The 23,954-nt window shown below is 58.6% G+C and carries 18 protein-coding genes; 12 read left to right on the forward strand and 6 right to left on the reverse strand.

Going from position 1 to position 23,954, the window contains the following annotated elements:
• Positions 1–137: 137 nt before the first annotated feature.
• Positions 138–1,259: a PP2C family protein-serine/threonine phosphatase gene (locus ACVWXW_RS11765; protein WP_457403957.1), complete on the reverse strand. Its 1,122-nt coding sequence runs from the start codon at positions 1,257–1,259 to the stop codon at positions 138–140.
• Positions 1,260–1,702: 443 nt separating this feature from the next.
• On the opposite strand from ACVWXW_RS11765, the gene ACVWXW_RS11770 reads away from it, so the two are divergent.
• The 11 genes from ACVWXW_RS11770 (at position 1,703) to rsgA (ending at position 16,344) form a co-directional block, all read left to right on the forward strand.
• Positions 1,703–3,457: a hypothetical protein gene (locus tag ACVWXW_RS11770; protein ID WP_457403958.1), complete on the forward strand. Its 1,755-nt coding sequence runs from the start codon at positions 1,703–1,705 to the stop codon at positions 3,455–3,457.
• An 85-nt stretch (positions 3,458–3,542) separates the two neighbouring features.
• Positions 3,543–4,583 (forward strand): NADP(H)-dependent aldo-keto reductase, encoded by a 1,041-nt coding sequence (locus ACVWXW_RS11775; protein WP_457403960.1) that lies wholly within the window; start codon positions 3,543–3,545, stop codon positions 4,581–4,583.
• Between the two features lie 174 nt (positions 4,584–4,757).
• Positions 4,758–6,332, forward strand: a complete 1,575-nt coding sequence (locus ACVWXW_RS11780; protein WP_457403962.1) for an S-layer homology domain-containing protein — start codon at positions 4,758–4,760, stop codon at positions 6,330–6,332.
• Between the two features lie 587 nt (positions 6,333–6,919).
• Entirely contained in the window at positions 6,920–7,852 is a 933-nt protein-coding gene (locus ACVWXW_RS11785; RefSeq protein WP_457403964.1) for a hypothetical protein, read from the forward strand.
• Positions 7,853–7,918: 66 nt separating this feature from the next.
• The gene (locus ACVWXW_RS11790) at positions 7,919–9,139 is read left to right on the forward strand and encodes a DUF445 domain-containing protein (protein WP_011434466.1); all 1,221 of its coding nucleotides are present in this window, start codon (positions 7,919–7,921) and stop codon (positions 9,137–9,139) included.
• A gap of 40 nt (positions 9,140–9,179) precedes the next feature.
• Positions 9,180–10,841, forward strand: coding sequence for a bifunctional metallophosphatase/5'-nucleotidase (locus ACVWXW_RS11795; protein WP_457395721.1), 1,662 nt, complete (start codon positions 9,180–9,182; stop codon positions 10,839–10,841).
• A 156-nt stretch (positions 10,842–10,997) separates the two neighbouring features.
• Entirely contained in the window at positions 10,998–11,735 is a 738-nt protein-coding gene (gene grpE, locus ACVWXW_RS11800) for a nucleotide exchange factor GrpE (RefSeq protein ID WP_457403966.1), read from the forward strand.
• A 179-nt stretch (positions 11,736–11,914) separates the two neighbouring features.
• Positions 11,915–13,723 carry a molecular chaperone DnaK gene (gene dnaK, locus ACVWXW_RS11805; RefSeq protein WP_414329166.1) on the forward strand — a complete coding sequence of 603 codons (1,809 nt, stop codon included), beginning with the start codon at positions 11,915–11,917 and terminating at the stop codon, positions 13,721–13,723.
• A gap of 130 nt (positions 13,724–13,853) precedes the next feature.
• Complete coding sequence (dnaJ, locus tag ACVWXW_RS11810; RefSeq protein ID WP_414329167.1) at positions 13,854–15,038, forward strand: molecular chaperone DnaJ; 1,185 nt, start codon at positions 13,854–13,856, stop codon at positions 15,036–15,038.
• On the forward strand, positions 15,035–15,304 hold the full coding sequence (locus ACVWXW_RS11815; protein ID WP_414329168.1) for a sulfurtransferase TusA family protein: 270 nt from the start codon (positions 15,035–15,037) through the stop codon (positions 15,302–15,304). The genes dnaJ and ACVWXW_RS11815 overlap by 4 nt, the downstream gene beginning before the upstream one ends.
• Complete coding sequence (gene rsgA, locus ACVWXW_RS11820) at positions 15,301–16,344, forward strand: ribosome small subunit-dependent GTPase A (RefSeq protein WP_414427877.1); 1,044 nt, start codon at positions 15,301–15,303, stop codon at positions 16,342–16,344. The genes ACVWXW_RS11815 and rsgA overlap by 4 nt, the downstream gene beginning before the upstream one ends.
• A 170-nt stretch (positions 16,345–16,514) precedes the next feature.
• On the opposite strand, the gene ACVWXW_RS11825 is transcribed toward rsgA, so the two are convergent.
• The 5 genes from ACVWXW_RS11825 to rpmH all read right to left on the reverse strand — a co-directional run bounded on the left by ACVWXW_RS11825 (position 16,515) and on the right by rpmH (position 22,231).
• A complete protein-coding gene (locus ACVWXW_RS11825; protein ID WP_414382545.1) occupies positions 16,515–17,096 on the reverse strand; it encodes a Uma2 family endonuclease in 582 nt (193 codons plus the stop codon).
• Between the two features lie 185 nt (positions 17,097–17,281).
• Positions 17,282–17,863, reverse strand: a complete 582-nt coding sequence (locus tag ACVWXW_RS11830) for a Uma2 family endonuclease (RefSeq protein WP_011434474.1) — start codon at positions 17,861–17,863, stop codon at positions 17,282–17,284.
• An 88-nt stretch (positions 17,864–17,951) separates the two neighbouring features.
• On the reverse strand, positions 17,952–21,512 hold the full coding sequence (smc, locus tag ACVWXW_RS11835) for a chromosome segregation protein SMC (protein ID WP_457403968.1): 3,561 nt from the start codon (positions 21,510–21,512) through the stop codon (positions 17,952–17,954).
• An 83-nt stretch (positions 21,513–21,595) separates the two neighbouring features.
• On the reverse strand, positions 21,596–21,997 hold the full coding sequence (rnpA, locus tag ACVWXW_RS11840; RefSeq protein WP_457403970.1) for a ribonuclease P protein component: 402 nt from the start codon (positions 21,995–21,997) through the stop codon (positions 21,596–21,598).
• A gap of 93 nt (positions 21,998–22,090) precedes the next feature.
• Positions 22,091–22,231 (reverse strand): 50S ribosomal protein L34, encoded by a 141-nt coding sequence (rpmH, locus tag ACVWXW_RS11845; RefSeq protein ID WP_011434477.1) that lies wholly within the window; start codon positions 22,229–22,231, stop codon positions 22,091–22,093.
• Between the two features lie 226 nt (positions 22,232–22,457).
• Between rpmH and dnaA the strand changes: the two genes are divergently transcribed.
• Positions 22,458–23,861, forward strand: a complete 1,404-nt coding sequence (gene dnaA / locus ACVWXW_RS11850) for a chromosomal replication initiator protein DnaA (protein ID WP_457403972.1) — start codon at positions 22,458–22,460, stop codon at positions 23,859–23,861.
• Positions 23,862–23,954 lie beyond the last annotated feature (93 nt).

Raw genomic sequence — 23,954 nt, forward strand, 5'->3', positions numbered from 1 at the left:
CACATGGCCGACACTGCGTTTTTAAAGGGCGTCGGCTACGGTCGGCGCTATCCTTCCCCGCCCTGAAGGACGGGGCTTGCCGCGCCTTTTGGTCAGGGGATCGCCTCAAAGCAGCTTGAAACAGCCACAACCCACCTCTAACCAAAGCTGATCCGGAGCAGGGAGAAATCATCCTCAAAGTCCGTCCGCCCCTGAAAGGATTGGGCCTCATGGATCACCTGATCCAGGCCACCGTCAGCGCTCTTGCTCAGCAGGGCTATCAAATTGTCCAGCCCCCAGAGTTCTCTCTGCGGGTTTATGACTTCGTAAACTCCATCGCTGAACAGGTAGAGATGGCTGTTCTCCGGGATCCGCACCTGATCCCTTTGAAAAGTGAGGTCGGGCAAAATGCCAATGGGCAAGTTGGCAGTCTTCAGCAGGAGCGAATCCTGACCCTGGATGAGCAGGGCAGGTGGGTGGCCGGCACTGGCAAAAGAGAGCAGACGGGATCCCGGCTGATAAACCCCATACCAAAGGGTGAAGTACATCTCATGGTGGGATCCCATTTGAAAAGAGTGGTTGAGGGCGCGCAAGACCGCGTCCGGCTGGCGGGGATCGGCATCGGCCAAGCCTTGAGTGCGCAACTGGTTCATCACCGACACCGACAACAGAGCGGATCCCACCCCATGCCCCGACACATCCAGCAGATAGATGGCCAGGTGCTCCTCATCCAGCCAATGATAGTTAAACGAATCTCCCCCCAATTCCTGGGAGGGCAAAAAGCGCCACTCGAGAGCCACTTTGCAGTCGGGGAAATAGGCTGGCTCCGGCAGGAGGGAACGCACATAGCTGGCCGCCTCGGCCAATTCTGCCCGTAACCTGGCCGTTTGCTGCTGCAGGTCATAGCTGAGCTGGTGTAAGCGTAATCCGGCTCGCACACGTGCCCGCAACTCATTGGGGTCGATGGGCTTGCTTAGAAACTCATCTGCTCCGGCATCCAGGCCCTGGATGCGGTCTTCCACCTCAGTGCGGGCGGTGAGCAAAATAAAAAACGTCGTGGAAAACTTGGGATCGGCTTTGATGCGTCGGCAAACCTCCAGCCCATCCATGTCCGGCATCATCCAGTCACAGATGATCAGCCCCGGCACCAGCAGGTGGGCTTGCTCCAGCCCCTCGGAACCGTTGCTGGCCATCTCCACGGTGTAGCCCTGTCGTTCCAGGGATCGCTTCAACACCAGCCGAATCGTCGGATCGTCGTCGACAATCAAAATGGCCGCCATGACCGCTGCACCCCAATCCCAAAGTCAAAACGCATCCAAACCCAACTCCAGCCCAATACCCCATACTGGTAGGCAGACCTTTTATCGTAGCTTAGGCGTTGCGTCAGGAAAACCAGCTCGGCAAGCAGTCCACGACAAAGGGGTGAAGCCTCAGCAGCCTCATCCATCAGAGCTGAAGGTACGTATCGATTTGTGGATCCTCAAAACCGTGGTTGCACGCTACCCAAAAGCTAACCGTTTCCAGATACTGGTGGCGGGAGACAATTCGAGGCAGATTCTGGGCAGATTCTTCTTGAGAGACTTTCATTGGATACAGAGATACAGATCACACTCATCCATCCTTCGCCGACTTAGAGTGAACGTTAAGATTCAATAGCCTTTACCGCATGAGCACATCTCCCCCATCCTTATCTCCTTCCGCCGTTCAGGATTCGCGGGCGAGCTTGCCTCCGGGACCTAGCGAAGCTCACAGGGGAGAAATTCGGCTGGAGGACTTGGACGAGAAGCAATTGTTGGCCTCCCTATCGTCGGTGGTGTTAAACCCGGCAGCTTGGAGTTGCTTCAGCGTCAGTGAAACCAGTCGCCTGCTACGCCCCCTGCAAATCTGCCCTGACTTGACGGGAACTCTTGTTCTCTCCCCAGGGGCCACTGCCGAAGTGGTCTATAAGTTCCTGCTGAGCGATGGTCGGATCGGAACCATGAAGGGGCTGATCTCCATCGAAGACTTCCGCAGCGAGCGGCTGCGCTCCGTTTACGATCAGCTTCACATCGAAAAGATTATACCGGTCTTCACCGAGTCGGTTGTGGTGCAAATCATCGACCATTTGAAACCGATTTTTGCCCGTGACTTGGATGAGCTGCTTTGGCAAGAAAGTTTTTACTTTACCCCTCAAGATCTGCGCCAGCAGGAGTTCTTGTTGCGCGGCCTACGGCCCGAGGCGATCCCACGCAGCTTTCGGCCTCACCTGCAAAGGGTCTACACCCAGATTATGAAGGTGTGTCGCAGCTTGCCCAACATCGCCTTCCAACTGTGTCTGCGAGCCTACCTGGAGTACAACGAGGTCAAGAACAGGCATCTGCTGGCGCTTCTGCTCAGCAAGTATTTTTACACGCTCTACCGCATCGGCGGGCTGGACGGTTGGGAAAGTGGGGATCCGGTGGAGCTGGGATCCCTGCGCTCCTCCAATCGGCAGGCTCGACTCCAGGCTCTTGCTCGCCTTCTAACCCTGGACAACGACAGCGACGCTCCCCTGGTGGGCATTGGGGGCAGCGGGCTGGGGGGCAGCTATTTCAGCGGGGAACGGGAGCCTGCCGGCGTTGAGATGGTGAGCTCAGAAGAGATTGAAAAGCTGCGGCAAGATGTGGAGGTGGCCCGCGGCCAGATCGCCGAGGCCCAGCAATTGGTGGCCCAATATCAGGAGGAGAAAAAACAGGAACTGCTCAACCGCCTTCAGGATCCGGGAAAGTTTCTCCTCTTCAGCATTCATCAGTTTTTTGACACCCTCTTCGGATCCCTGCCCGGAGAAGTGAAAAGCGAGTACGGGGCAGTTTGGGTGCCGCGCACCTCCTACTTGGATGAGAAGGAGCGAGATGAGCTGACAGAGCATTTGCGCCTGATCACCAGCGAGGCCTATTTGGTCAGCGTTCCCTCTGCCGAGGCCACCCTCATCGGCTATTGGCGAGTTTTGGCCGATTCCTTCTACAACCAATGGGTTTTGAATCAGTACAAGCAGTTGCAAAGCTATGGAGTGGATCTGGAGCAACAGGGCATCCAGATTCTGGAACGAGAACGATTCCTGGATGAGGTTCAGTTGCGCTTTGCCGCCCGCCACCGAGAAATCGTCACCCAAAATGTGGAGAAGATCACCCAAATTGTGGTGGATAGCCTGGCCAAGCGGGTGGCCCTCAACACCGGCCAGCAAAGTTTTCAGGCTATGCGGGCCAAGTTGACCACCGTTTTGGATATGGACATTTCCCGCAAAGACGTGGGGGAAGTCAAGCGGCTGATCGACTACTTTACGGATGTGTTTTTGGGCAAGCGGGAGGAGCTGCGCTCCCCCTATCCGGTGGGCACGATTTTACAAGTCAAGGCGGCCATTGAGGCTCGCCCCCCCGATAGCCGCACCCGCATTGGTCTGGAAATTTTGGGTCAGCTCTACCGCGAGTACGTTCCCCTGCTGGGATCCGCACCGAAATAGGAACGGGGGCATAGCGGGGGATCCCGTAGGCCGACAGGTTTTGGGCACAATGGGGACTGGCGCGCTGTCTAGATGGAGATTCCCCATGCGCTACCGCCAGCTTGGCCACAGCCCTTTGCAAGTTTCCGAGATCTGCCTGGGCACCATGACCTTTGGGCAGCAGAATACTTTGTCTGAGGCTTTCGAACAGCTCGACTACGCGGTGGAGCACGGGATCAACTTCATCGATACCGCCGAGATGTACCCGGTGCCGGCGCGGGCGGAAACCCAGGGATCCACCGAGCGCTACATCGGCGAGTGGCTGCAACACCAACCGCGGCATCGCCTGATCCTGGCCACCAAGATCACCGGCCCTGGTCGGCCCTGGCATTGGATTCGCGGCGGATCCCTGTCCATTACCCGCGACAACCTCAAGCAGGCGGTGGCCGGCAGCCTCAAGCGCCTGAAGACCGACTACATCGACCTCTACCAGATCCACTGGCCGGATCGCTACGTGCCCCTGTTTGGGGGCGTTGCCTACGATCCCAGCCAGGAGCGGCCCACCGTTCCCATTGCCGAGCAGTTGCAGGCTCTGGCGGAATTGGTGCAAGAGGGTCTCATTCGCTACATCGGCCTGAGCAACGAAACCCCTTGGGGGGTGAGCAAGTTCTGCCAGGTGGCCGAGCAACTGGGGTTGCCCAAGGTGGTCTCGATTCAGAATGCCTACAGCCTCATCAACCGCACGTTTGAAATGGGCCTGGCGGAAGTCTGCCGCCACGAGCAGGTGGGCTTGCTGGCCTACAGCCCGCTCGGATTTGGGCTGCTGACGGGCAAATATCTGGGGGGGGTGAAGCCGCCGGGATCCCGTTTGGCCTTGTTTGAAGGCTTTGGCCAGCGGTACCGCAAGCCGAATGTGGAAGAAGCGGTGGCCGCCTATGTGCAAATTGCCCGCCGGCACGGTCTGACACCGGCCCAGTTGGCTTTGGCCTTTGTGCGCAGCCGCTGGTTTGTCACCAGCACCATCATTGGGGCCACCAGCCTGACCCAACTCAAAGAGAACCTCAGTTGCCTGGATGTGGAGCTGTCCCCGCAGCTCCTGGCGGAGATCGAGGCGGTGCACCAGCGCTACCCCAATCCTGCCCCCTGAAAGGTTGGCGAAACCGACGGCCAAATAGAACTTTTCAGAAGGTTTCCTCGTCTGGATGTGCGGTTTGGATCATCCTCTCCTACACTTCTGTCCGGCCAACTTCCAGGGCCCCTCCCAACCGAGAGTGGGGATCCAAGACTGTAAATCCCGTACCCAGAACCTGAGGTGTGAACGATGCGTGAGCTTTCCCTTTGGCAGGGCTGGAAGACTGCGGCTCTGGTGATCAGTTGCAGCAGCTTGGCCTGGCTTGGGGATCCCGCTTGGGCCCAACTTTCTGATATCAGCACCTATTGGGGTGCCCAGTACATTGCCGGGTTGAATGAACGACAGATCATCGGTGGCTTCCCGGATGGCACCTTTCGCCCCAACGAGTCCATCACCCGTGCCCAATTTGCCGTCATTGTCACCAAAGCTTTTGGCCTAGATACCAACGTTCCTGTGCGCTCCTTTGCCGATCCGATTCCCAGTTGGGCGGCTCCCTCCATCGGCGCAGCGGCAGCGGCAGGGTTTGTTTCCGGCTTCCCGGACGGCACCTTTCGTCCCAACGATGTGCTCACCCGTGCACAAGCCATCACCGTCCTGACCCGTGCAGCCACCAACGGTAGGCTCATCGAGGATCCCGGTCAAATTGACGCGATCCTATCCGCGTTCGGCGATGCCAATTTGGTTCCCAACTTTGCCCGCGCCCCCATCGCGACAGCGGTTCAGGAAGGGCTGTTGGTGCTCTACCCCAACCCCACTCAATTGAATGCCCAGGCGGTGGCCACGCGGGGGGAAGTGGCTGCCCTTACCTACCAAGCGCTGGCCAAGGTGGGTCGAGTACCCAATTTGGATCCGCCGGTGGGGGCTGCCATCCCCGGCCCTGGGATCCGTACCGAGCTCCTTGCCCAGGTCACTCCTACGCCCGAACCCCTGGCCACGCCGGACATTCCCATTGAGCCTCTGGTGGAAACGCTGCCCGCCGCTCCAGAGGTGAGAACCTTCTTTGCCCGCGAAGAGCTGGGATCTGTAAACCCAGGAGATACGATTACCGTGTTTTTGCTGGGATCCCCAGGGGCGCAGGGATCGTTTTCCATCCCCGGCATTGCCTACAACCTGCCGCTGCAGGAAACCCGCCCAGGGCAATACGAGGGCAGCTACACCTTCCGCAGCCAAGACCGGGCCTCAGAAGCGCCTGTTTTTGCCCGCTTGGAGCGGGATGGACTGGTAACCCTGGTGCAGCTGCCGGACAAAACCATTACCATCGGGCGGGTGACCGACACCACCTTCCCCACCATCAGCGAACTGGCCCCTCCCAATGGATCCCTAACAGACAACCCTCGCCCCTCCATCTCAGCCCGTTTCCAAGATGACCAAGGAATTGACCTGAATAGCTTTACCTTGCTGGTGAACAATGTGGATGTCACCGCCCAAGCCCAGCTCACCCGCACCGGCTTCGCCTACACCCCTGCCGAGCCGCTGCCCACCGATCGACCGACCTTGATCGCCGTCCAAATTGCCGATACCAGCGGCAACACCACCATCCAGCAGTGGTCTTTCCAGGTGCAGGCCGCCCAGCCCACTGCCACACCGACCCCAACACCAACCCCAACACCGACAGCCACGCCCACACCGACCCCAACGCCGACTCCAGCTCTGACCCCAACGCCAACCCCAACACCGGTAGCTACGCCTACTCCCACACCCACGCCGGAAGCTACACCCACTCCCACTCCACAGCCTGGCGGGGAGCATGACTCTAGTCAATAATAAGCTCAACTATACTGAAAATAATGTATAATATGTTCAGTACGGATTACTACCAGTTGATCTTTCTGTTTACTTTCGAGTCTGCCAACATGGTAGCCAAAGCAAAGCAGAAGATTGGTAGTAAGACGACACGGAAACTGCGCTTTGGGTATTCTACTCAAAGCTTTGCGGGATACCGCCATTCTGTTTGGACTCCGTCCCGCTAACGCGAATGGAAACAAACAGAATGCTATCGCTGCATAGTTGAACAGTGATGTTCAGCAGTGTTCAGCGTAAATGTATCAGCCTTCACCTTCTCCTTCTCCAGAAGGACGGTCTCCTGCAGAACCCAAGCCGGAGTCCAGCCCCGAGGCTCAGGAGAGTGAGGCTACAGAGTCTCCTAAGCCAGAATCCCCAGCCCCCCAGCCAGGGGATCCCGGCGGACCGACTCCTTCTCCTTCCCCCAGCCCCTAGGGAAAACTCGATCCAGACCCCGAACAGGCTCAATAGTGTTTTAAGAGCTTCCGATCCCTTAATACCTACTAAATCTAGTGGGCACAAGCGGGGCAGGATGTTAAGCTACTGCCAGTTGCGACCGGATGGGATCCATGAGCTCAACCTTGCAGCCGTTCCTGCATTTGTTGCAGAGGAGTTCCTTTTGGGGGGTGTTGGGTGGGATGTTGATGGCCGCTGCTGTTGCCCCGGTTGCCGCTCAGCAGTTCGAGTTCACCCCTCAGCCGGTGCCCCCCAGGGGGGATCCCGTCCCTACCTTGCCCTTGCTGAGTGCTCCGCCCTCCCCCAGCTCTGCCACGGCCCTGCCACCGGTACCTCAGGTGCCGCAAATGCCGCTGGATCCCACAGCTCCGGCCTTGGATCCGATCCCGGTGGTGCCCGTTCCAGTGGCCCCAGGTGGACAACTCCCCCAAGGCGAGGCCTATTCCTATCAACGTCGGCCCGACCTCAGTCCAGGTGGGGATCTCCCTGGAGCCACGCGGGGCGAGCTGCCTGCCGGCACCCGTATTCTCCTCACGGTCTACCGCCCCATCACCTTCCAGCCCTACCAGGCCATCAACGGCCACCTGGAAGTCTCCGAGCCGGTGGTGGATCGCTTTGGCCAGGTGGTGATCCCGGCAGGGAGTGTGGTGTGGGGCACTTTTGAGCCGGTTTACCGAGAACTGAAGTTGTCTGGCCGGGAGGCGGAGAGCGCCGATCCCCAAGAGCGGGTCGTCGGCAGCCGCTTTGTGGCCAACCGCCTCACCATCGGCTCTTCCACCTACTTGGTGAGAGGCCAATCTGCGCCGCTACCAGTCGGGTTGGATCGCAACGCCGATGTCGGCACAACTGTAGCCCGCGGGGCAGGCTATGGGGCAGCAGGTGGGTTGGCCTTGGGGATCCTCACGGGGGGATGGGGCTTTTTGCCGATCTTGGCCGGCAGCTTGGCAGGTGCTGCGGCAGGCAGTACCAATATCGACCGGGTGGTGACGCTACAGCCCAATACGTTGGTGGAGCTGGAACTGACCGATAGCCTGATCATCCAATAACTGGTCAACGCTCTCTTGCGCTGGGGCAGGTCAGTAGAGTAGAAGAGAGCACCCTCAATTGCTTCCATGGCCTTCTGGATCTACGTTGTGCCCCCGCTGGCCGGGCTGGTGATCGGCTATTTCACCAACGACATTGCCATCAAAATGCTGTTCCGGCCCTACCGCCCCTATCGGGTTTTCGGCTGGCGCATCCCCTTTACCCCCGGCCTGATCCCGCAGAACCAGCCTCGTCTGGCCAAGCAGATCGCCAAGACCATCATGGGATCCCTGCTCACGCCGGAGGAACTGCACAATCTGGCCCGTAAGCTGCTGCAAACCGAGCGCATGCAAGCAGGGATCCGCTGGCTGCTGGGGGTAGCCCTGGATCGGCTGCAAAACCCTGAGCAACAGCAGCAAACTGCTCAGGTGTTGGCGCGCATTTTAGCCGACCTGTTTAACGAGTCGTTGCCCCGCCTGGTGAAGGTGCTTGCCCGCCAAGAAACCTTTTTGGAAGGGCCCATTAACCAACTGTTCGACCAAGTGTTGCTGGAGCTGCGCCTCAGCAGCGAGCAGGCTAAGCAGCTCTCGGAGTGGATCCTGAAGCAGGCGCTGCCCCCAAAGGTGTTGCGGCAGAACTTGGTGGACTTTCTCACCGATCGCAACATCGAATCCCTTGACGAGGAGTTTCGTGAACGAGCGACCGGCTCCTACTGGGTGGTGGCCAACTTGTTCGGCCTGAAAAATGCCCTGTTGCGCCTGCGCACCTATTGTCTAGAAGAGCCGGAAGGGGCAGAAGCCATCTTGGAAGATCTGCTCAAAGACATCAACGCCTCCCGCCGCCTGACCGAGATCCTGCAGAACCTCTCGCTGCAAAACCTGCCGGTTTCCGCCGTGCGTCAGTTGCGCCGTGCCCTCCGCGACGGGATCCAAGATTACCTGCGCAGCCAAGGGCCAGAGGTTATCAAAGGGCTGGGGGAGACCATCGATTGGGAAAAAGTGGCCAGCCTGGTGTTGGGACGCCTGCGCAACTCCAAGGCGTTGATCACCTCCATCGATCAGATCAGCGCCGACCTGGCTTTGGTCTTGGAGCGCTACCTAGAACGGGATCTCGAATCCCTGATGATGCAGGTGATCCCGGTGTTGAACCTGGATCAGGTCATTGCCGATAAAGTCAACGCCACCTCCCCTGCCGACCTGGAGCAGGCCATCCAGCAGATCGTGCGCCAAGAACTCCAGGCCATCGTCAACTTAGGCGGCCTCCTCGGCTTTTTGGTGGGCTGTGTGCAGGTGCTGTTCTTGCTGGGCTGACGAGTTTGGGTTGGGCTTTGACTTTGGCTATGATATGAGAATGCGATTAACAATTCTCCACACTTCGGATCTCCATGCCAATCTACATCCCTGGAACTACTTCACCGGGATCCCTGCGGAGCACGGTTTAGCCAAGCTGGCCACCCTCATCAAGCGCGTGCGAGCAGCCAGTGAGGATCCCGTCCTGCTCATCGACAGCGGCGACACCATTCAGGGATCCCCCTTGGGCACCTACTATGCGCAAGTGGAGCGCGTCTCTCCTCACCCCTTGGCCCATGCTCTCAACGCCTTGGGCTACGACGCCTTTACCCCCGGCAACCACGACTTTAACTTTGGGCTGCAAGTTCTCCGGGATTTTGTCGGCGATCTCCGCTGTCCGGTGCTCTGCGCCAACATCCTCCGCCAGAATGGGGATCCCCTCTTCCAGCCCTACCTGATCCGGGAATTGGCCGGGGTTCGCGTTGGCTTGCTAGGGCTGACCACCCCCCGCATCGACACCTGGGAGCGCCCGGACTACATCTTGGGCCTACGCTTTGCCCCCTTGCTGGAGACCGCCCGCCACTACCTGTCGCTGCTGCGACCTCAGGTGGATGTCTTGATCTTGATCCTGCACAGCGGCCCCAACCAATTGCCCCCCCTGCGCACCCCTGAGCATTGGCACAACCCGGATCGCTCCGGCTGGTGCAGCAACAAAAGCCTGGCAGGGGAAAACGAACTGTTGGCCCTGGCCGAACTGGACGGCATTGACGTCATCCTCTCCGGCCATACCCACCAGACCATCGCCGGTCTGGGGGGATCCCAAGCTCTGGTAGTTCAGCCCGGCTATTGGGGCAGCCACCTCTCCCAGGTATCCCTGGAGCTGGAGCGCCAGGGCAGCCGCTGGCAAATCATCAGCAAAAGCGCACAGCTCCTCTCCGCCGAAGGGATCCCTCCCGATCCCGAACTCTTGGCCTTGACAGAGCCCTACCATCAAGCCACCTTGCGCTACATCCGTCAGCCCATTGGCCAAGCCCGTTCTGCCTATAGCGGCGGTCTGGCAGCCCGTCTGGGGGCCAACCCTCTGGCAGAGCTGCTCCATCAGGCCCAATTGCAAGCAGTGCGGGAGGCAGGATTCCCCGCAGAGCTCTCCCTGGTCAACATCTGCAGTAGCGCCGGCCTGTCAGCAGGCCCCATCTCCCTGCAAGATGCCTACAGCCTCACCGTCTACGACAACACCCTCTGCGTTTTGGAGATCACCGGAGATATTCTGCGGCGCGCCCTGGAACAGACTGCCGGCTATTTTCGCCAGTTGGATCCCAATCACCTTCCCGCCGATCCTGCTGCCGTCGTGGCCCCCGAAGCCCGCGGCTACACCTTCGACCTCTACCACGGCATCGACTACTGCTTCGATCTCACCCGCCCCGTAGGAAAGCGCCTGGTGACCTTACAATTCCGCGGACAGCCGGTGGAACCAGCACAGACCTTTCGCCTGGCCATTAACCACTACCGAGCCGGCGGCGGCGGCGGTTACAGCATGTTCCAAGAAGCCCAAACCCTGTGGATCTCAGCCGATAGCATCCGCGACTTTCTGGTCTACTATATTCACACCCACTCCCCCATTCAACCCATCTACAGCCCCAACTGGCGCCTAATCCCCGACTTGGCCAAGATCTACTTCCCCGATTGCCTGGGCCGGCCACGGGAACATCTGCTGGTCGGCTAGGAAAGAAAAGATATTGACTTCAACTGGCTGAAAGAGAACCCGGTAGAATACGATCAACACAGAGCCTGGTTTGGCTGAGTGCAGCGGCGGTTTTGAAACTGCCAAACTGGGGATATCCGAGTCACTGCTCATTGCTCACACTTGCCGACATCGCCCATGACTGCCGAAGAGAAGCAACCGATGGCCCCAGAAGATACCTATCCTGAACTACAGGAAGAAGAGATCGACGTAGAGGCAGAGCTGGAGAAGCTGATTTTGGAAGATAGCGAAGCAGAAGCCGGTACCTCTTCCGGAGAAACCGCAGCTGAGCCTTCTCCAGATCCCGGTGAAGCTCTCAAGCAGCTCCAGCACGAGTTGGAAGTTGTCCGCCAGCAACTCAAAGAGAAAGAAGACGCCTACCTGCGCCTCTACGCCGATTTTGAAAACTACCGGCGGCGTACCCAGCGGGAAAAAGAAGAGTTCAGCCAAAAAGAACGGCAGAAATTTGTGCTGGAGATCTTGCCTGTTGTGGACAGCTTTGAGCGGGCTCAGCAGCAGCTGAAGCTGGAAACCGACCGCGAGCGGGAGTTGCACAACAGCTACCAGAGCGTCTACCGCCTGCTGGTGGAATGCCTGAAGAAGATGGGCGTCTCCCGCATGAAATCGGTGGGCCAGCCCTTCGACCCCAACCTGCACGAAGCCATAGCCCGTCAGCCCAGCCCAGACTATCCCGAGGATGTGGTAGCCATCGAATATCAGCCAGGTTACAAGCTGGGGGACTTGGTGATCCGTCATGCCATGGTGGCCGTCTCGGCGGGCAGCCCCAGCTCTGAACCATCCCCGCCAGCCCAGGCCACCAGCGAACCCGGCCCGGAGAGCACTCCTGCCTCTCCCCAAAACCCCCAACCTTCCTAGCCGAACTTGCTCACTTGAACCTTGACAAACAGAGCCAGAGCAGTCTCAGAAACGCTACAGTAAAGCTACGGAGACGAAAGCACCGTCTGAAGGTTTCTGCGGGATTCTGGGCAGAATGCTTTTAAGATCCGTGGAATCGCGTTCTTGGGTTGAGACTTGGCACACGGGGAGAGGGGGCTATGGGTAAAGTCATCGGGATTGACCTGGGAACCACCAACAGTTGCGTGGCGGTTTTGGAAGGTGGTCAGCCCGTTGTGATCACCAACGCCGAGGGAGGGCGCACCACCCCCAGCATTGTCGGCTTTGCCAAGAACAACACCCGCTTGGTGGGCCAACTGGCCAAGCGCCAGGCGGTTACCAATGCCGAAAACACCATCTTCAGCATCAAACGCTTCATTGGCCGCACCTTTGCCGAGACCGAAGATGAGCGGAGGCGGGTTCCCTACAAAGTCATCCCCGGTCGAGACAACATGGTGGAAGTGGCGGTGCAAGATCGCGCCTACACTCCGCAGGAGATCTCCGCCATGATCCTGCAAAAGCTGAAGGCCGATGCGGAGGCCTATCTGGGGGAGCCGGTGACCCAAGCCGTGATCACCGTTCCCGCCTATTTTACCGATGCCCAGCGGCAGGCCACCAAAGATGCGGGCACCATTGCCGGCCTGGAGGTGCTGCGCATCATCAACGAGCCGACAGCAGCCGCCCTGGCCTATGGCCTAGACAAACAAGATCAAGACCTGCGCATTCTGGTTTTCGATTTGGGTGGCGGCACCTTCGACGTCTCGGTGCTGCAACTGGGCAGCGGCGTGTTTGAGGTGCAAGCGACTGCCGGCAACAACCACCTGGGGGGAGATGATTTCGACCAAAGAATTGTCGATTGGCTCATCCGTCAGTTTTTGGAGACGGAAGGGATCGACCTCTCGCGGGATCGCATGGCCCTGCAGCGGATGCGGGAGGCTGCCGAGAAGGCCAAAATTGAGCTGTCCAGCACCCAGGTTACACTCATTAACCTGCCTTTTATCACCGCCGACGATTCGGGGCCCAAGCACCTGGAAGTGGAGCTGACCCGCGGCAAGTTTGAGGAGTTGGTGCGGGATCTGGTGGAGGCCACCGTGGAGCCTACAGAACAGGCGCTGCGGGATGCTGGCCTCTCCCCTGCAGACATCGACCGCGTGCTGCTGGTGGGCGGCTCTACTCGTATTCCCGCTGTCCAGGAGAAAATTCGGCAAATCTTCAAAAAAAACCCAGATCGCTCCGTCAACCCGGACGAGGCGGTGGCCCTTGGCGCTGCCATCCAGGCAGGCGTGGTGGGTGGAGAAGTGAAAGATCTACTGCTGCTGGACGTGATCCCTCTCTCGATTGGGGTGGAAACGCTGGGGGGAGTCTTCACCCGCATCATCGAGCGCAACACCACCATTCCCACCAGTAAAACCCAGATTTTCTCCACTGCCACCGATGGCCAGAGTGTGGTGGAGATTCACGTCCTGCAGGGAGAGCGGGCCATGGCCAAAGACAACAAAACCTTGGGCCGCTTTCAGCTGACCGGGATCCCGCCGGCTCCCCGTGGGGTGCCCCAGATCGAGGTTTCTTTTGACATCGATGCCAACGGGATCTTGAAAGTCTCGGCTCGGGAAAAGGGGACAGGAATCGAGCAGAGCGTCAAGATCACCAACAACGGTGGCTTGAGCAGCAGCGAGATCGAGCGAATGCGTCGGGAAGCGGAGGCCTATGCCGAAGAAGATCAGCGCCGGCGGCAGTTGGTGGAAGCCCGCAACCAGTCAGATAGCCTGCTCTACAACTACGACAAAACCCTGCAGGAGCATGGCAATCGCCTCAGCGAAGCTCGAATCCAGCGGGGGGCTCAAGTGGCGGGCACATTGAGGGCATTGCTGGCAAATGATAACGTAGACTTAGCAACTTTACGGAACGCAATGGAAGAACTGCGGGCTGTCCTGCTGGAGATGGGTAGCGAGATCTATGGAGCTCGCTGAGGATTCTAGGCAACTGCTTGCTCTCCCCCAGCTCCGGTGCCTTGTAGGTCTGCTTCGGTTGTGCTGCCTGACAAGTTGCATCTCAAGTGTGTCTGATGTTTTGATCTTTAACCTCTTCTGAAGCGCTTCTATGGCTCGCGACTACTATGAAATCTTGGGGGTTAGCCGCGATAGCTCCAAAGAGGAGATCAAGCGCGCCTATCGACGGTTGGCTCGTAAGTACCACCCGGATGTCAACAAGGAGCCAGGCGCCGAGGAGCGCTTCAAGGAGATCAACCGTGCCTATGAGGTGCTCTCTGATAATGAGCTGAAAGCCCGCTACGATCGCTTTGGAGAGGCGGGTTTGAGTGGAGCTGCCGCGGCAGCAAGTGGATTCCAGGATTTTGCGGGGATGGGTGGCTTTGCCGACATTTTCGAGAGCTTTTTCACCAACTTTGCAGGGGCAGGAGCCAGCTATGCCCGCAGTCGCCAGGGGCCGGTACGGGGCGATGATCTGCGCTTTGACCTCAAACTGGAGTTTCTGGAAGCCATCTTCGGCGGCGAAAAGCAAATTCGCATCAGCCACCTGGAGGTCTGCAATGTCTGTGGGGGCAGCGGGGCTAAGCCCGGTACGGAGGTGAAAACTTGCCCCACCTGCGGGGGCGGCGGTCAGGTGCGGCGGGCAACCCGCACGCCGTTTGGCAACTTTACCCAGGTCTCGGTTTGTCCCACCTGTGGTGGCAGCGGTCAGGTGTTGGAAGAGCCCTGCTACAACTGCAATGGCGAGGGCTTGGCCCAAACCACGAAGAAACTGCGCATTAACATCCCAGCCGGCGTGGATAGTGGCACCCGTTTGCGGGTTTCCGGGGAAGGCGATGCCGGTCGACGCGGTGGCCCGCCCGGGGATCTCTACGTCTACCTATTTGTGGAACCGGATCCCGACTTCCAGCGAGATGGCCTGACCATTCTCTCGGAGGTGCGGGTGAGCTATTTGCAGGCCATTTTGGGGGCCAAAGTCTCTGTGCCCACCGTGGACTCGAAAGCCGGCCTGGAGGAAGAGGTGGAGCTGACCATCCCAGCCGGATCCCAGCCGGGTACAGTGCTGACCCTGGAGGGCAAGGGGGTACCTCGCATTGGCAACCCGATGTCTCGGGGCGACCACCAAATCACCTTGGTGGTGGAGATCCCCACCCGCATCAGCTCAGAAGAGCGGGAATTGCTCATGCGCCTGGCTGAGCTGCACGGAGAACGCATCAACAAGCGGGATGGTTTCTTGGGCGGGTTGTTGCGGGGGCTGGCCCAGATGCCTGGCAACCGGGAGCGTGAGGAAGAATGACTGCAGAGGCTGTTTCGTCGGAAGAGGTCAAGTTTATCCTTGACCAGCGCGGGATCCCTTGCCCACTTAACTACGTGCGGGCGAAGCTGCGCCTGGAGCGCATGGCTCCTGGAGAACTGCTGGAGCTATGGCTGGATGCGGGAGAACCTCTGGAGCAGGTGCCCAACAGTCTAGCCATGGCCGGGCATCGGATTGAGGGACAGGCAGCTTCCCCCGAAGGCCATTACATTCTCTGGGTGCGTCGCGGCACACCTGCGTCGCCATGAACCCGGTGAAACCGGAAGGAAAGGGGGATCCGGGATCCAGTTGTACCGGCTGGGTGCGAGCAGCGCAGGCCAACTTTTATCGCGTGCGGATCGATCCAAGTTTGGCTGCCCTTTTTCCCGAGATCCCGGCTCGGTTTCCGGTTGAAAAGCCCACGCCGGCAGAGATTCTCTGTACCAGTCGGGCCAAGCTGAAAAAAATGGGTCAGCAGGTGATGGTGGGGGACTGGGTGGAGGTGCGCTTGCCGCCTGCTGCCGCCGACCTCTGGCCGGAGCGGGGGGTGATCGAGGCGATCCTGCCGCGGCGCACTCAGCTGCCTCGACCCGCTATTGCCAACGCGACCCAAGTTCTGGTGGTGGTGGCCCTGGCCGAGCCCGACCCTGAGCCCAACGCCCTCAGTCGTCTGCTGGTGCAAGCCGAGGCCAGCCAACTGCGGGTTCAGGTGGTGTTGAACAAATGCGACTGCGTGGATCCAGAAGTGGCGACAACTTGGGTGGAGCGTCTGCAGAGGTGGGGATATGAGCCTCTGTTGGTCAGTGCCCACACCCAAGCTGGGATCCCCCAGTTGCAACAGTGCTGTCGAGATCAGATCTCGGTGGTGACAGGCCCTTCCGGGGTGGGCAAATCCAGCTTGCTCAATCGGCTGCTGCCGGACGTTCGGCTGGCCACTCAGGCCGTCTCCAGACGTTTGGGCCATGGTCGGCACACCACCCGCCATGTGGAGCTGTTTCCTTTGCCGGAAGGCGGTTGGATCGCCGATTCGCCGGGATTCAATGCTGGCGAAGGGATCCCGCCGGTGCATCCTTTGCAGTTGATACGGTGCTTCCCCGAAGTAAGGGATCGCTTGGGCGCCTGTCAGTTTCGCGATTGCCTGCACCATCGAGAGCCGGGCTGTGGGCTCCGAGATCTGGATTGGGAACGACGGACTTTTTACTTGCAGCTTTTGCAAGAAGTCCAGCAGGTGCAAAAGGCATCGGTGGGCCTTATCCAGCCTGGCCAAGATCCCAGTCTCGCCAGAATTGCGCGAAAGACCCCAATCTGAGGACTATAGTCATTCCAAACTAGATTGAGACACTCCTCAAGCATTCCGTGCAGCTTCTGCGACCACTCCCAGCCCCTCTTCCTTTGGGAGAGGGGAGTTAGGAACCAATACACAATACAACAGAAATGTTTCATTCCTGTCTAAAATGACTATAAAACGACCGTAGAATGTCAGGTGGACCAGATCTTGCGGATGGGCAAGGTGAAGCCCGGCAGCACGTCCTCTCCCGATAAGGTTTCCGGATCTTCGACCAATTCCGGCGCTTGCCCTTGTCGGTAGATCATCACCCGCTTGGCCTTGGGATCCAGCAGCCACCCCAGCCGGCAGCCGTTGTCCATGTATTCTTGCATCTTGGCCTGAGTTTGAATCCAAGAGTCGGTGGGCGAGAGGATCTCCACCACAAAATCGGGGCACAGGGGCAAAAATCCTTGACGGACTGAGGGATCCAAAGCTTCCCACTTTTCAATCGGGATCCAGGCCAAATCAGGGGAGCGGTCGCTGCCTGAAGGCAAGGAAAATCCGGTGGAAGAATCAAAGCTTTTCCCTCGGCCCGATTGCCGATTCCAAACATAAACTTCCCCGGCAATTTCAAAGTTAAGATTGCCCGTTTCCCCACCGGTTGGAGACATGATGACCAATTCTCCTTGGGCAGTACGCTCCAGCTTCAGCTCAGGATTGGCGGCACAAAGCCGGATAAAATCTGCTCGGCTGAGGGTTATCAGGGGAGATAGATTCAGAGTCAGAGCAGCCATGGTAGTGTGACTCCGCCTGTTTTTGGCCTATCGCTCAACATTTTTACTGCAGCTGTTTCCAAGGTTGGGAGAGTTCTGCAATTGCGTGGGATCCCTGTCATGCAAGAGATCCATCAGAGTTGGCTGGGTTAAGGGTGTGGAAAAAAGCTGTATCAGGGATCGTAAATCCGTGAAAGCTACTCATATCAAGCCGACCAGATCTTGCGAATGGGCAAGGTGAAGCCCGGCAGCACGTCCTCTCCTGATAGGGTTTCCGGATCTTCGACCAATTCCGGCGCTTGCCCTTGTCGGTAGATCATCACCCGCTTGGCCTTGGGATCCAGCAGCCACCCCAGCCGGCAGCCGTTGTCCATGTATTCTTGCATCTTGGCCTGAGTTTGGATCCAAGAATCGGTGGGCGAGAGGATCTCCACCACAAAATCGGGGCACAAGGGCAAAAATCCTTGACGGACTGAGGGATCCAAAGCTTCCCACTTTTCAATCGGGATCCAGGCCAAATCAGGGGAGCGGTCGCTGCCTGAAGGCAAGGAAAATCCGGTGGAAGAATCAAAGCTTTTCCCTCGGCCCGATTGCCGATTCCAAAGGGTTAAGTCTGTGGTGATTTCGGCATTCCAGTGGCCGGTTTCCCCGCCGGTTGGAGACATGATAACCAATTCTCCTTGAGCGGTACGCTCCAGCTTCAGGTCAGGATTGGCGGCACAAAGCCGAATAAAATCTGCTCGGCTCAGGGTTGTCAGGGGGGATAGATTCAGAGTCAGAGCAACCATGGCAGGCGTTTGGACACTCCTAAACCATTCTTAGAATGAGTCTAATGGGACCTCAGGATTTGCCCTCTGCTCTTAACCAAGCCACATCTTAACTGGGGTGAGGGGCGGGTTTGGTCAGGCCGATCACCTGAGTGTATGCACCGCGGGCCTGGGTTACACCAATGGTGTGCTCAGCTTTTTCGATCATGGGGCGGCGTAAACTGACCACCAAAAACTGCGCCTGACGAGATTGCTGCCAGATCATATTGGCCAATTTTTCCACATTGGCCCCGTCCAAAAACATATCTACTTCATCAAAGGCGTAAAAGCTGGAAGGGCGGAATCGCTGCAGAGCAAAAATAAAGCTGAGGGCTGTCAACGATTTTTCTCCTCCCGACATGGCGCTGAGACGGCGCACCGGCTTACCTTTGGGGTGGGCCACCAAGGTTAGACCGCCTGCGAAGGGATCCTCTGGGTTTTCCAATTCCAAATGGCCATCCCCATCGGAAAGTTGGGCAAAGATGGTTTGAAAATGGCCGTTGACGGCATGAAAGGCATCCAAGAAGGCTTGCCGACGCAGGGTGGAAAAGTTCTCGATGCGCAGCAACAACTCGGTGCGCTCTTGGTGCAGGGTTTCCAGTTTGGCGCTGAGATCCCGCAGGCGAGCTTGGGTCTGTTCGTATTCGGCAATGGCCAGCATGTTTACCGGCTCTAGGGAACGCAGTTGATCTTCGGTTTTGCGTTTTTGCCGCTGCAGCTCGTCTAAGGTCAGGGTGGCGGGCAAGTCGGGCAGCGGATCCGGCAGCTCTTGGGCCACCGCTTGCAGTTGGGTTTGCAGTTGGGCCAGCAGGGCCTCTTTTTCCTGTTGTTGGGTGAGGGCGTTGTAGCGTTCCCACTCCAGGCGTTGGATTTGCTGTTGTTGGGCCCGCAGTTGAAATTCCTGCCGATCTCGCTCTTGGCGCAGGTGGGAAAGTCGGGCCTCGATCTGGCTTATCTGTTGCCGTTGCTCGGCAAGGTGTTGCTGGATGTGACCAAGGGTGGCTTGGGCTTGGACGATCTGCTCCTGCAGATGGGCTTGGCGCTGTTCGCTCTCTTGCAGGCGCTCCTGGTGGTGCTGGATTTGGGCCTGTTTCAGGTGTTGTTGGCCGGAGTTCTCCTGCTGTTGCCGCTCCAGTTGGGCCAGTTGCTGCTGCAGCTCTGCCAAGCGACTTTCTTGCTGCTGCACCGTCTGCTGCAGTTGCTGCCAATGCTGGTTCACCGGGGATCCCTCCAGTTGGCTGAGCTTGAGGGTGAGATCGGCTAGGCGCTGTTGCAAGGGATCCCAACGCAGTTGAATCTGCTGGAGCCGCTGCTGGATCTGGTGGCTTTCGCTTTGCCTTTGCGCCAGGGATCCCTGCAGGTGTTGCAGGCGGGCCTGTTGCTTTTGGCAGTCGGCTTGGTGCCGCTCCAGATATTGCTGGGCTTGCAGGGCGTCTTGGCGAGCCAGGAGCAGGGCTTGGGCCAGTTGTTTTTCGCGGGCTTGGGCTGCTTGTAGGCGCAGGGTGAGGGCGGCCAGCAGTTCCTCCAGCTCGGCCAAGCGGGAGCGCAAGGCGGCCTCCTCGGAAGGTTCGCCGGCAGAAAAGTGGATCCCAGCTCGCTGGGGGGCGCTGCCGCCGGTCATGGCGCCCGAAGTTTCCAACAGCTCCCCTTCCAGAGTAACCATGCGGTGCTTGCCGATGTGGGGCTGGGCCAGCTCTAGGCTTTGGAAAACCAGGGTGGAGCCGAACACAAAGCCGAAAACATCCCGGTAGCGCTCTTCAAAACGCACCAAACGAATGGCGTAGTCGATCAGGCCGTCCAATTTCAGGGGGCTGGGGGGGCGGGTGGGCTGGAGCTTATTCAAGGGCAAAAAGGTGGCGCGTCCGGCTTTTTCCCGTTTCAAAAAGTTGACAGCGCTCACGGCCACGGTGTTATCCTCCACCACCACAAAGTGCAGCCGGTTCCCTGCCGCGATCTCCAGCGCCAGTTGATACTGGGGATCCACCTGCCCCAACTGGGCCACCAACCCCAAAACCCCCGGCAGACGGGCACTCAGGATGGCTTGGGTCGCTCGGGATCCCTGGGATTCTTGCAACACTTGGCGGCGGGTTTCCCATTTGTCCAGTTGCCGCTGCTTGGCGTGCAGCTCGGCGGCCAGGCGCTCGTGGGTGGCGCGATCCAGCTCCAGGCCGGCCTGCAGTTGGGCCAGCTCTTGGGCCAGGGTCTGAACCTGAGCTTCCGACTGTCGGCAAGTGTGTTCCAGCTCGGCGGTGAGGGCCAGGTGGGATCCCAGCCACGCCTCGATCTGGGCAACCTCCGCCTGGATCTCTTGGCTTTGCCGTTCCAGTTGCCGTTGTCGCTCTTGCAGGCGAATTTGCTCCTGTTGGAGAGGCTCCTGTTCGGCGCGAAGTTCCTCAATGTGGCGGGTGAGGTAGCGCTGCTGTTTCACCCAGGCATCAGCGGATTGGGCTAGGGCGCGCAGCTGTTCGCGGCTCTGTTCCAAGCTAATTTGGGCTTTCTGAACCTGGGCCTGCAGGGATCCCTGGGCTTGGGCCAGTTGCTCTTGTTGGCTGTGCAGGTGTTCCAGCTCCGCCTGCAGATGCTGCTGTTGGGTTTGCCGCTCCTGATGTAGGCGCTGCGCTTGCTGGATCTCCTGCTGCCAGGCTGCGATCTGTCGGCTGACCTGTTGCCGCTGTGCTTCGGCGGCGGCGATTTGGGCTTGCAGGTGCAGGTATTCCTCCTCTCCAAGAGCATGGATGCGGCTTTGCAACTCGGCCAGGGCGGCTTCGGCCTGTTGCAAATGATCGTTCAAGGTCTGCACCTGAGCAGTGGCCTGCTCCTGAGTTTCCAGAAACCGCTGAATGGCCGCCTGGGTTTCTTCCACTTGGGCCTGCAAATGCCGCCAAAGCAACACCTGTTGCTGCTGCTCCAGCGTTTGCAACTGCAGCCGCAGTTGCTGATGGTGTTGGGCCTTTTCGCTCTCTTTGAGCAGCCGTTCTCCCTGGGCTTGCCATTCCTGTTCGATGAGCCGAAAGCGCTCAATTTGTTCCCGTACCGCCTCCAGCTTGCTGTTGGCCTGGGCGATCTTGCGGTCGAAGGTGGCCACCCCCGCCAATTCGTCGATGATCTGCCGCCGTTCCTTGGGGTGCATGGAAATGATGCTGGTGACATCCCCCTGTAAAACGACGTTGTAGCTGTTGGGGTAGATGTGCATCGCCTCCAGTTGTTCGTGCAGCTCGCTCAGGGTACAGGGCACATCGTTGATGTAGAAAGTGCTGGTGTAGGGGAGAGAATCCGTCCCGCTATCGCGAGTGGGATCCTCAGCCTTTCCGGGCTTGACCCGCAGCCGGCGACTGACTTTCCATTCCCTGGGCTGGCCATCTTCTCCTGGCCCCAGCTCAAAGGTGACGGAAACGTGGGTTTCCACCTGCCGATTGCCGTTGAGGCTGCCGGAATGCACCAGATCCAACAGCCTTTCTGCCCGCATCCCTCGCGAGGACGATAACCCCAGCGCGAACAGGATCCCATCCAGGATGTTAGACTTACCGGAGCCATTGGGGCCGGAAATGACCGTAAAGCCCGGCAGCAGGGGCAACGAGGTGGTGCTGCCAAACGACTTAAATCGGGTCAGCTCAATCCGCTTGACGTACATGACACCCCATATCTAGCGTGACCACCGGCAGATGATGGCAACAGGCTAGCATGGGTAGCAAAAACCTGTGCAGCTCAAGTTTCTTAGGACGGCTTGGCATCTGAGTCTGCACCTGTTGAGTCTACATCTGTGCCGACGAGCAGGTCGGCCTTTTGGAGAAGACGATGCACCTCCGCCCTCAGCTCCGGCCAGCGGTAGGTCAGCAGGTTTGCCTTGGAGATAAACAGCAGCCGGTAGCCGGGTTTCAGGTTTGGGCACAGGGGGCGCAAGATTTCTCGCAACTGGCGGCGCAGCTGATTCCGCTTTACGGCAGATTTGCTCACCTTTCTGCCGATCACCAGCCCCACTTGGCTAGGGATCCCTTCACACCCCACCGGCATCGGCTGAAACAGCAGGGTCAAGCCTGCACCGGAACGACGTTGGCCTCCCTGGTAGAGCGCCTGAAAAGCTCGTCGATCCCGCAATCGATGAGGAGCCGGCAACATTGGGCACCGAGGAGAGTCTGCCCCAGAAGTCAGCGAGTTTTGGGCTGCAACGCTCCAAAAAACCAAGACAAATCAAATCTCTGACCAAAGGGCTTAGGAAACCGCCAGGCGATAACGCCCCTTGGCCCGCCGTCGCCGCAAGACCTGACGCCCAGTTGCCGTTCGCATTCTGGCCCGAAACCCAGAAACCCGAATGCGTCTGCGATTGGTGCCACGAAGGGTACGCTGAGTCATGGTGAGAAGCCAACCAATGAAGCCAAGATCATCTGCCAGAGCTGACCAGACTGCCATTCAGCCTGCTGGCAACTGATCACAGGTGGTTAATCCTAGCAGACTCAATGGAAAATTGCTAGATTGGCCACCCCGCGCCGAGCAGTTAAATTGGGAATCCCGAAGCTCCTGTCGAGGAAGCCGCCGCTGTTTCCTCTGGGCTTCTGCTGTGTCGCTCTGAGTGTGTGGTGTGGATATTTCCCTGGATCAGCTCTGGGATGAAGCCCTGTGTCATCTGCAGGTGCAGCTCAGCCGTCCAACCTTCGAGGCTTGGATCAAAACGGCGCGGGCTGAATCGTTGGTGGACAACCGCCTCACCATCTGTACCCCCAGCGAATGGGCACGGGGCTGGCTGCAAAAGCACTACGCTTCCACCATCACCGAGGTGGTGCAGCGGGTAGCCGGGATCCCTTTGCAGGTGGAGTTTTCCGTTTCCCCCCACGCTTCTGTCGAGGCAGAACCCCCTTCAAGGGCGATTTCCCCAACATCGGGCAGAGCCGGCAGCTTACCTGCCTCCACCACCCTAGGACTGGAAGTCGGCGGCAGCCTGCCGATGCGGGCGCCGGATCTCAACCCCAAGTATTCCTTCTCGCGGTTTGTGGTTGGCCCCAACAACCGCATGGCTCACGCTGCAGCTCTGGCTGTGGCCGACAAGCCTGGGCGCGCCTACAACCCCCTGTTTCTCTGCGGTGGGGTGGGTCTGGGCAAAACCCACCTGATGCAGGCCATTGGCCACTACCAACTGGAGGCCAATTCACGCGCCAAGGTCTTCTACGTGTCCACCGAACGGTTTACCAACGATTTAATCGATGCCATCCGGCGAGACAGCATGCAGTCTTTCCGGGAGCACTATCGAGATGTAGATATTTTATTGGTGGACGACATTCAATTTATCGAAGGCAAAGAGTACACCCAAGAGGAGTTTTTTCACACCTTTAATACGCTGCACGAGTCCGGCAAACAGATCGTACTGGCCGCCGACCGCTCTCCTCATCTGATCCCGCGTCTGCAGGAGCGGCTTTGTTCTCGTTTCTCCATGGGTTTGATTGCGGAAATTCAATCGCCCGATATCGAAACCCGCATGGCCATTCTCAAGAAGAAAGCCGAGTACGAGGGGATGAACCTGCCCGCCGACGTGATCGAGTACATTGCCACCACCTACACCAGCAACATCCGCGAGCTGGAAGGTGCCCTGATCCGCGCCGTCGCCTATGTTTCCATTTCTGGCTTGCCGATGAGCGTGGAGACGATTCAGCCCATCCTCAATCCCCCCAGCGAGCCGAAAGAGATCACCGCCGACATGATTACCGATGTGGTCTGTGAAGAATTCGGCATCGACCGAGACAGTTTACTGGGATCCTCCCGCAAGCGCGACATCAGCCAAGCACGGCAAATTGCCATGTTCTTGATGCGCCACTACACCAACCTCAGCCTGCCCAAAATTGGCGACTACTTTGGGGGAAAAGATCACACCACCGTCCTCTATAGCTGTGAAAAGGTCAGTCAGCTACAGCGGCAAAGTCTGCAATTTGAACGGCAACTGCAAAAATTGGTCGAGCGCTTGCGGGTGGTTGCCAACAGCCGGAGCAGCTAGGCTTTCTGTTGTCGCTGGGCCGTCTTTGAGGTGTTGTTGCCGCGCTGTGGAGCACCTCCAGCCTTGCCCGTCTGCGTGGAGAATCCCTTGGAA

This window comes from Thermostichus sp. MS-CIW-30, assembly GCF_054058015.1.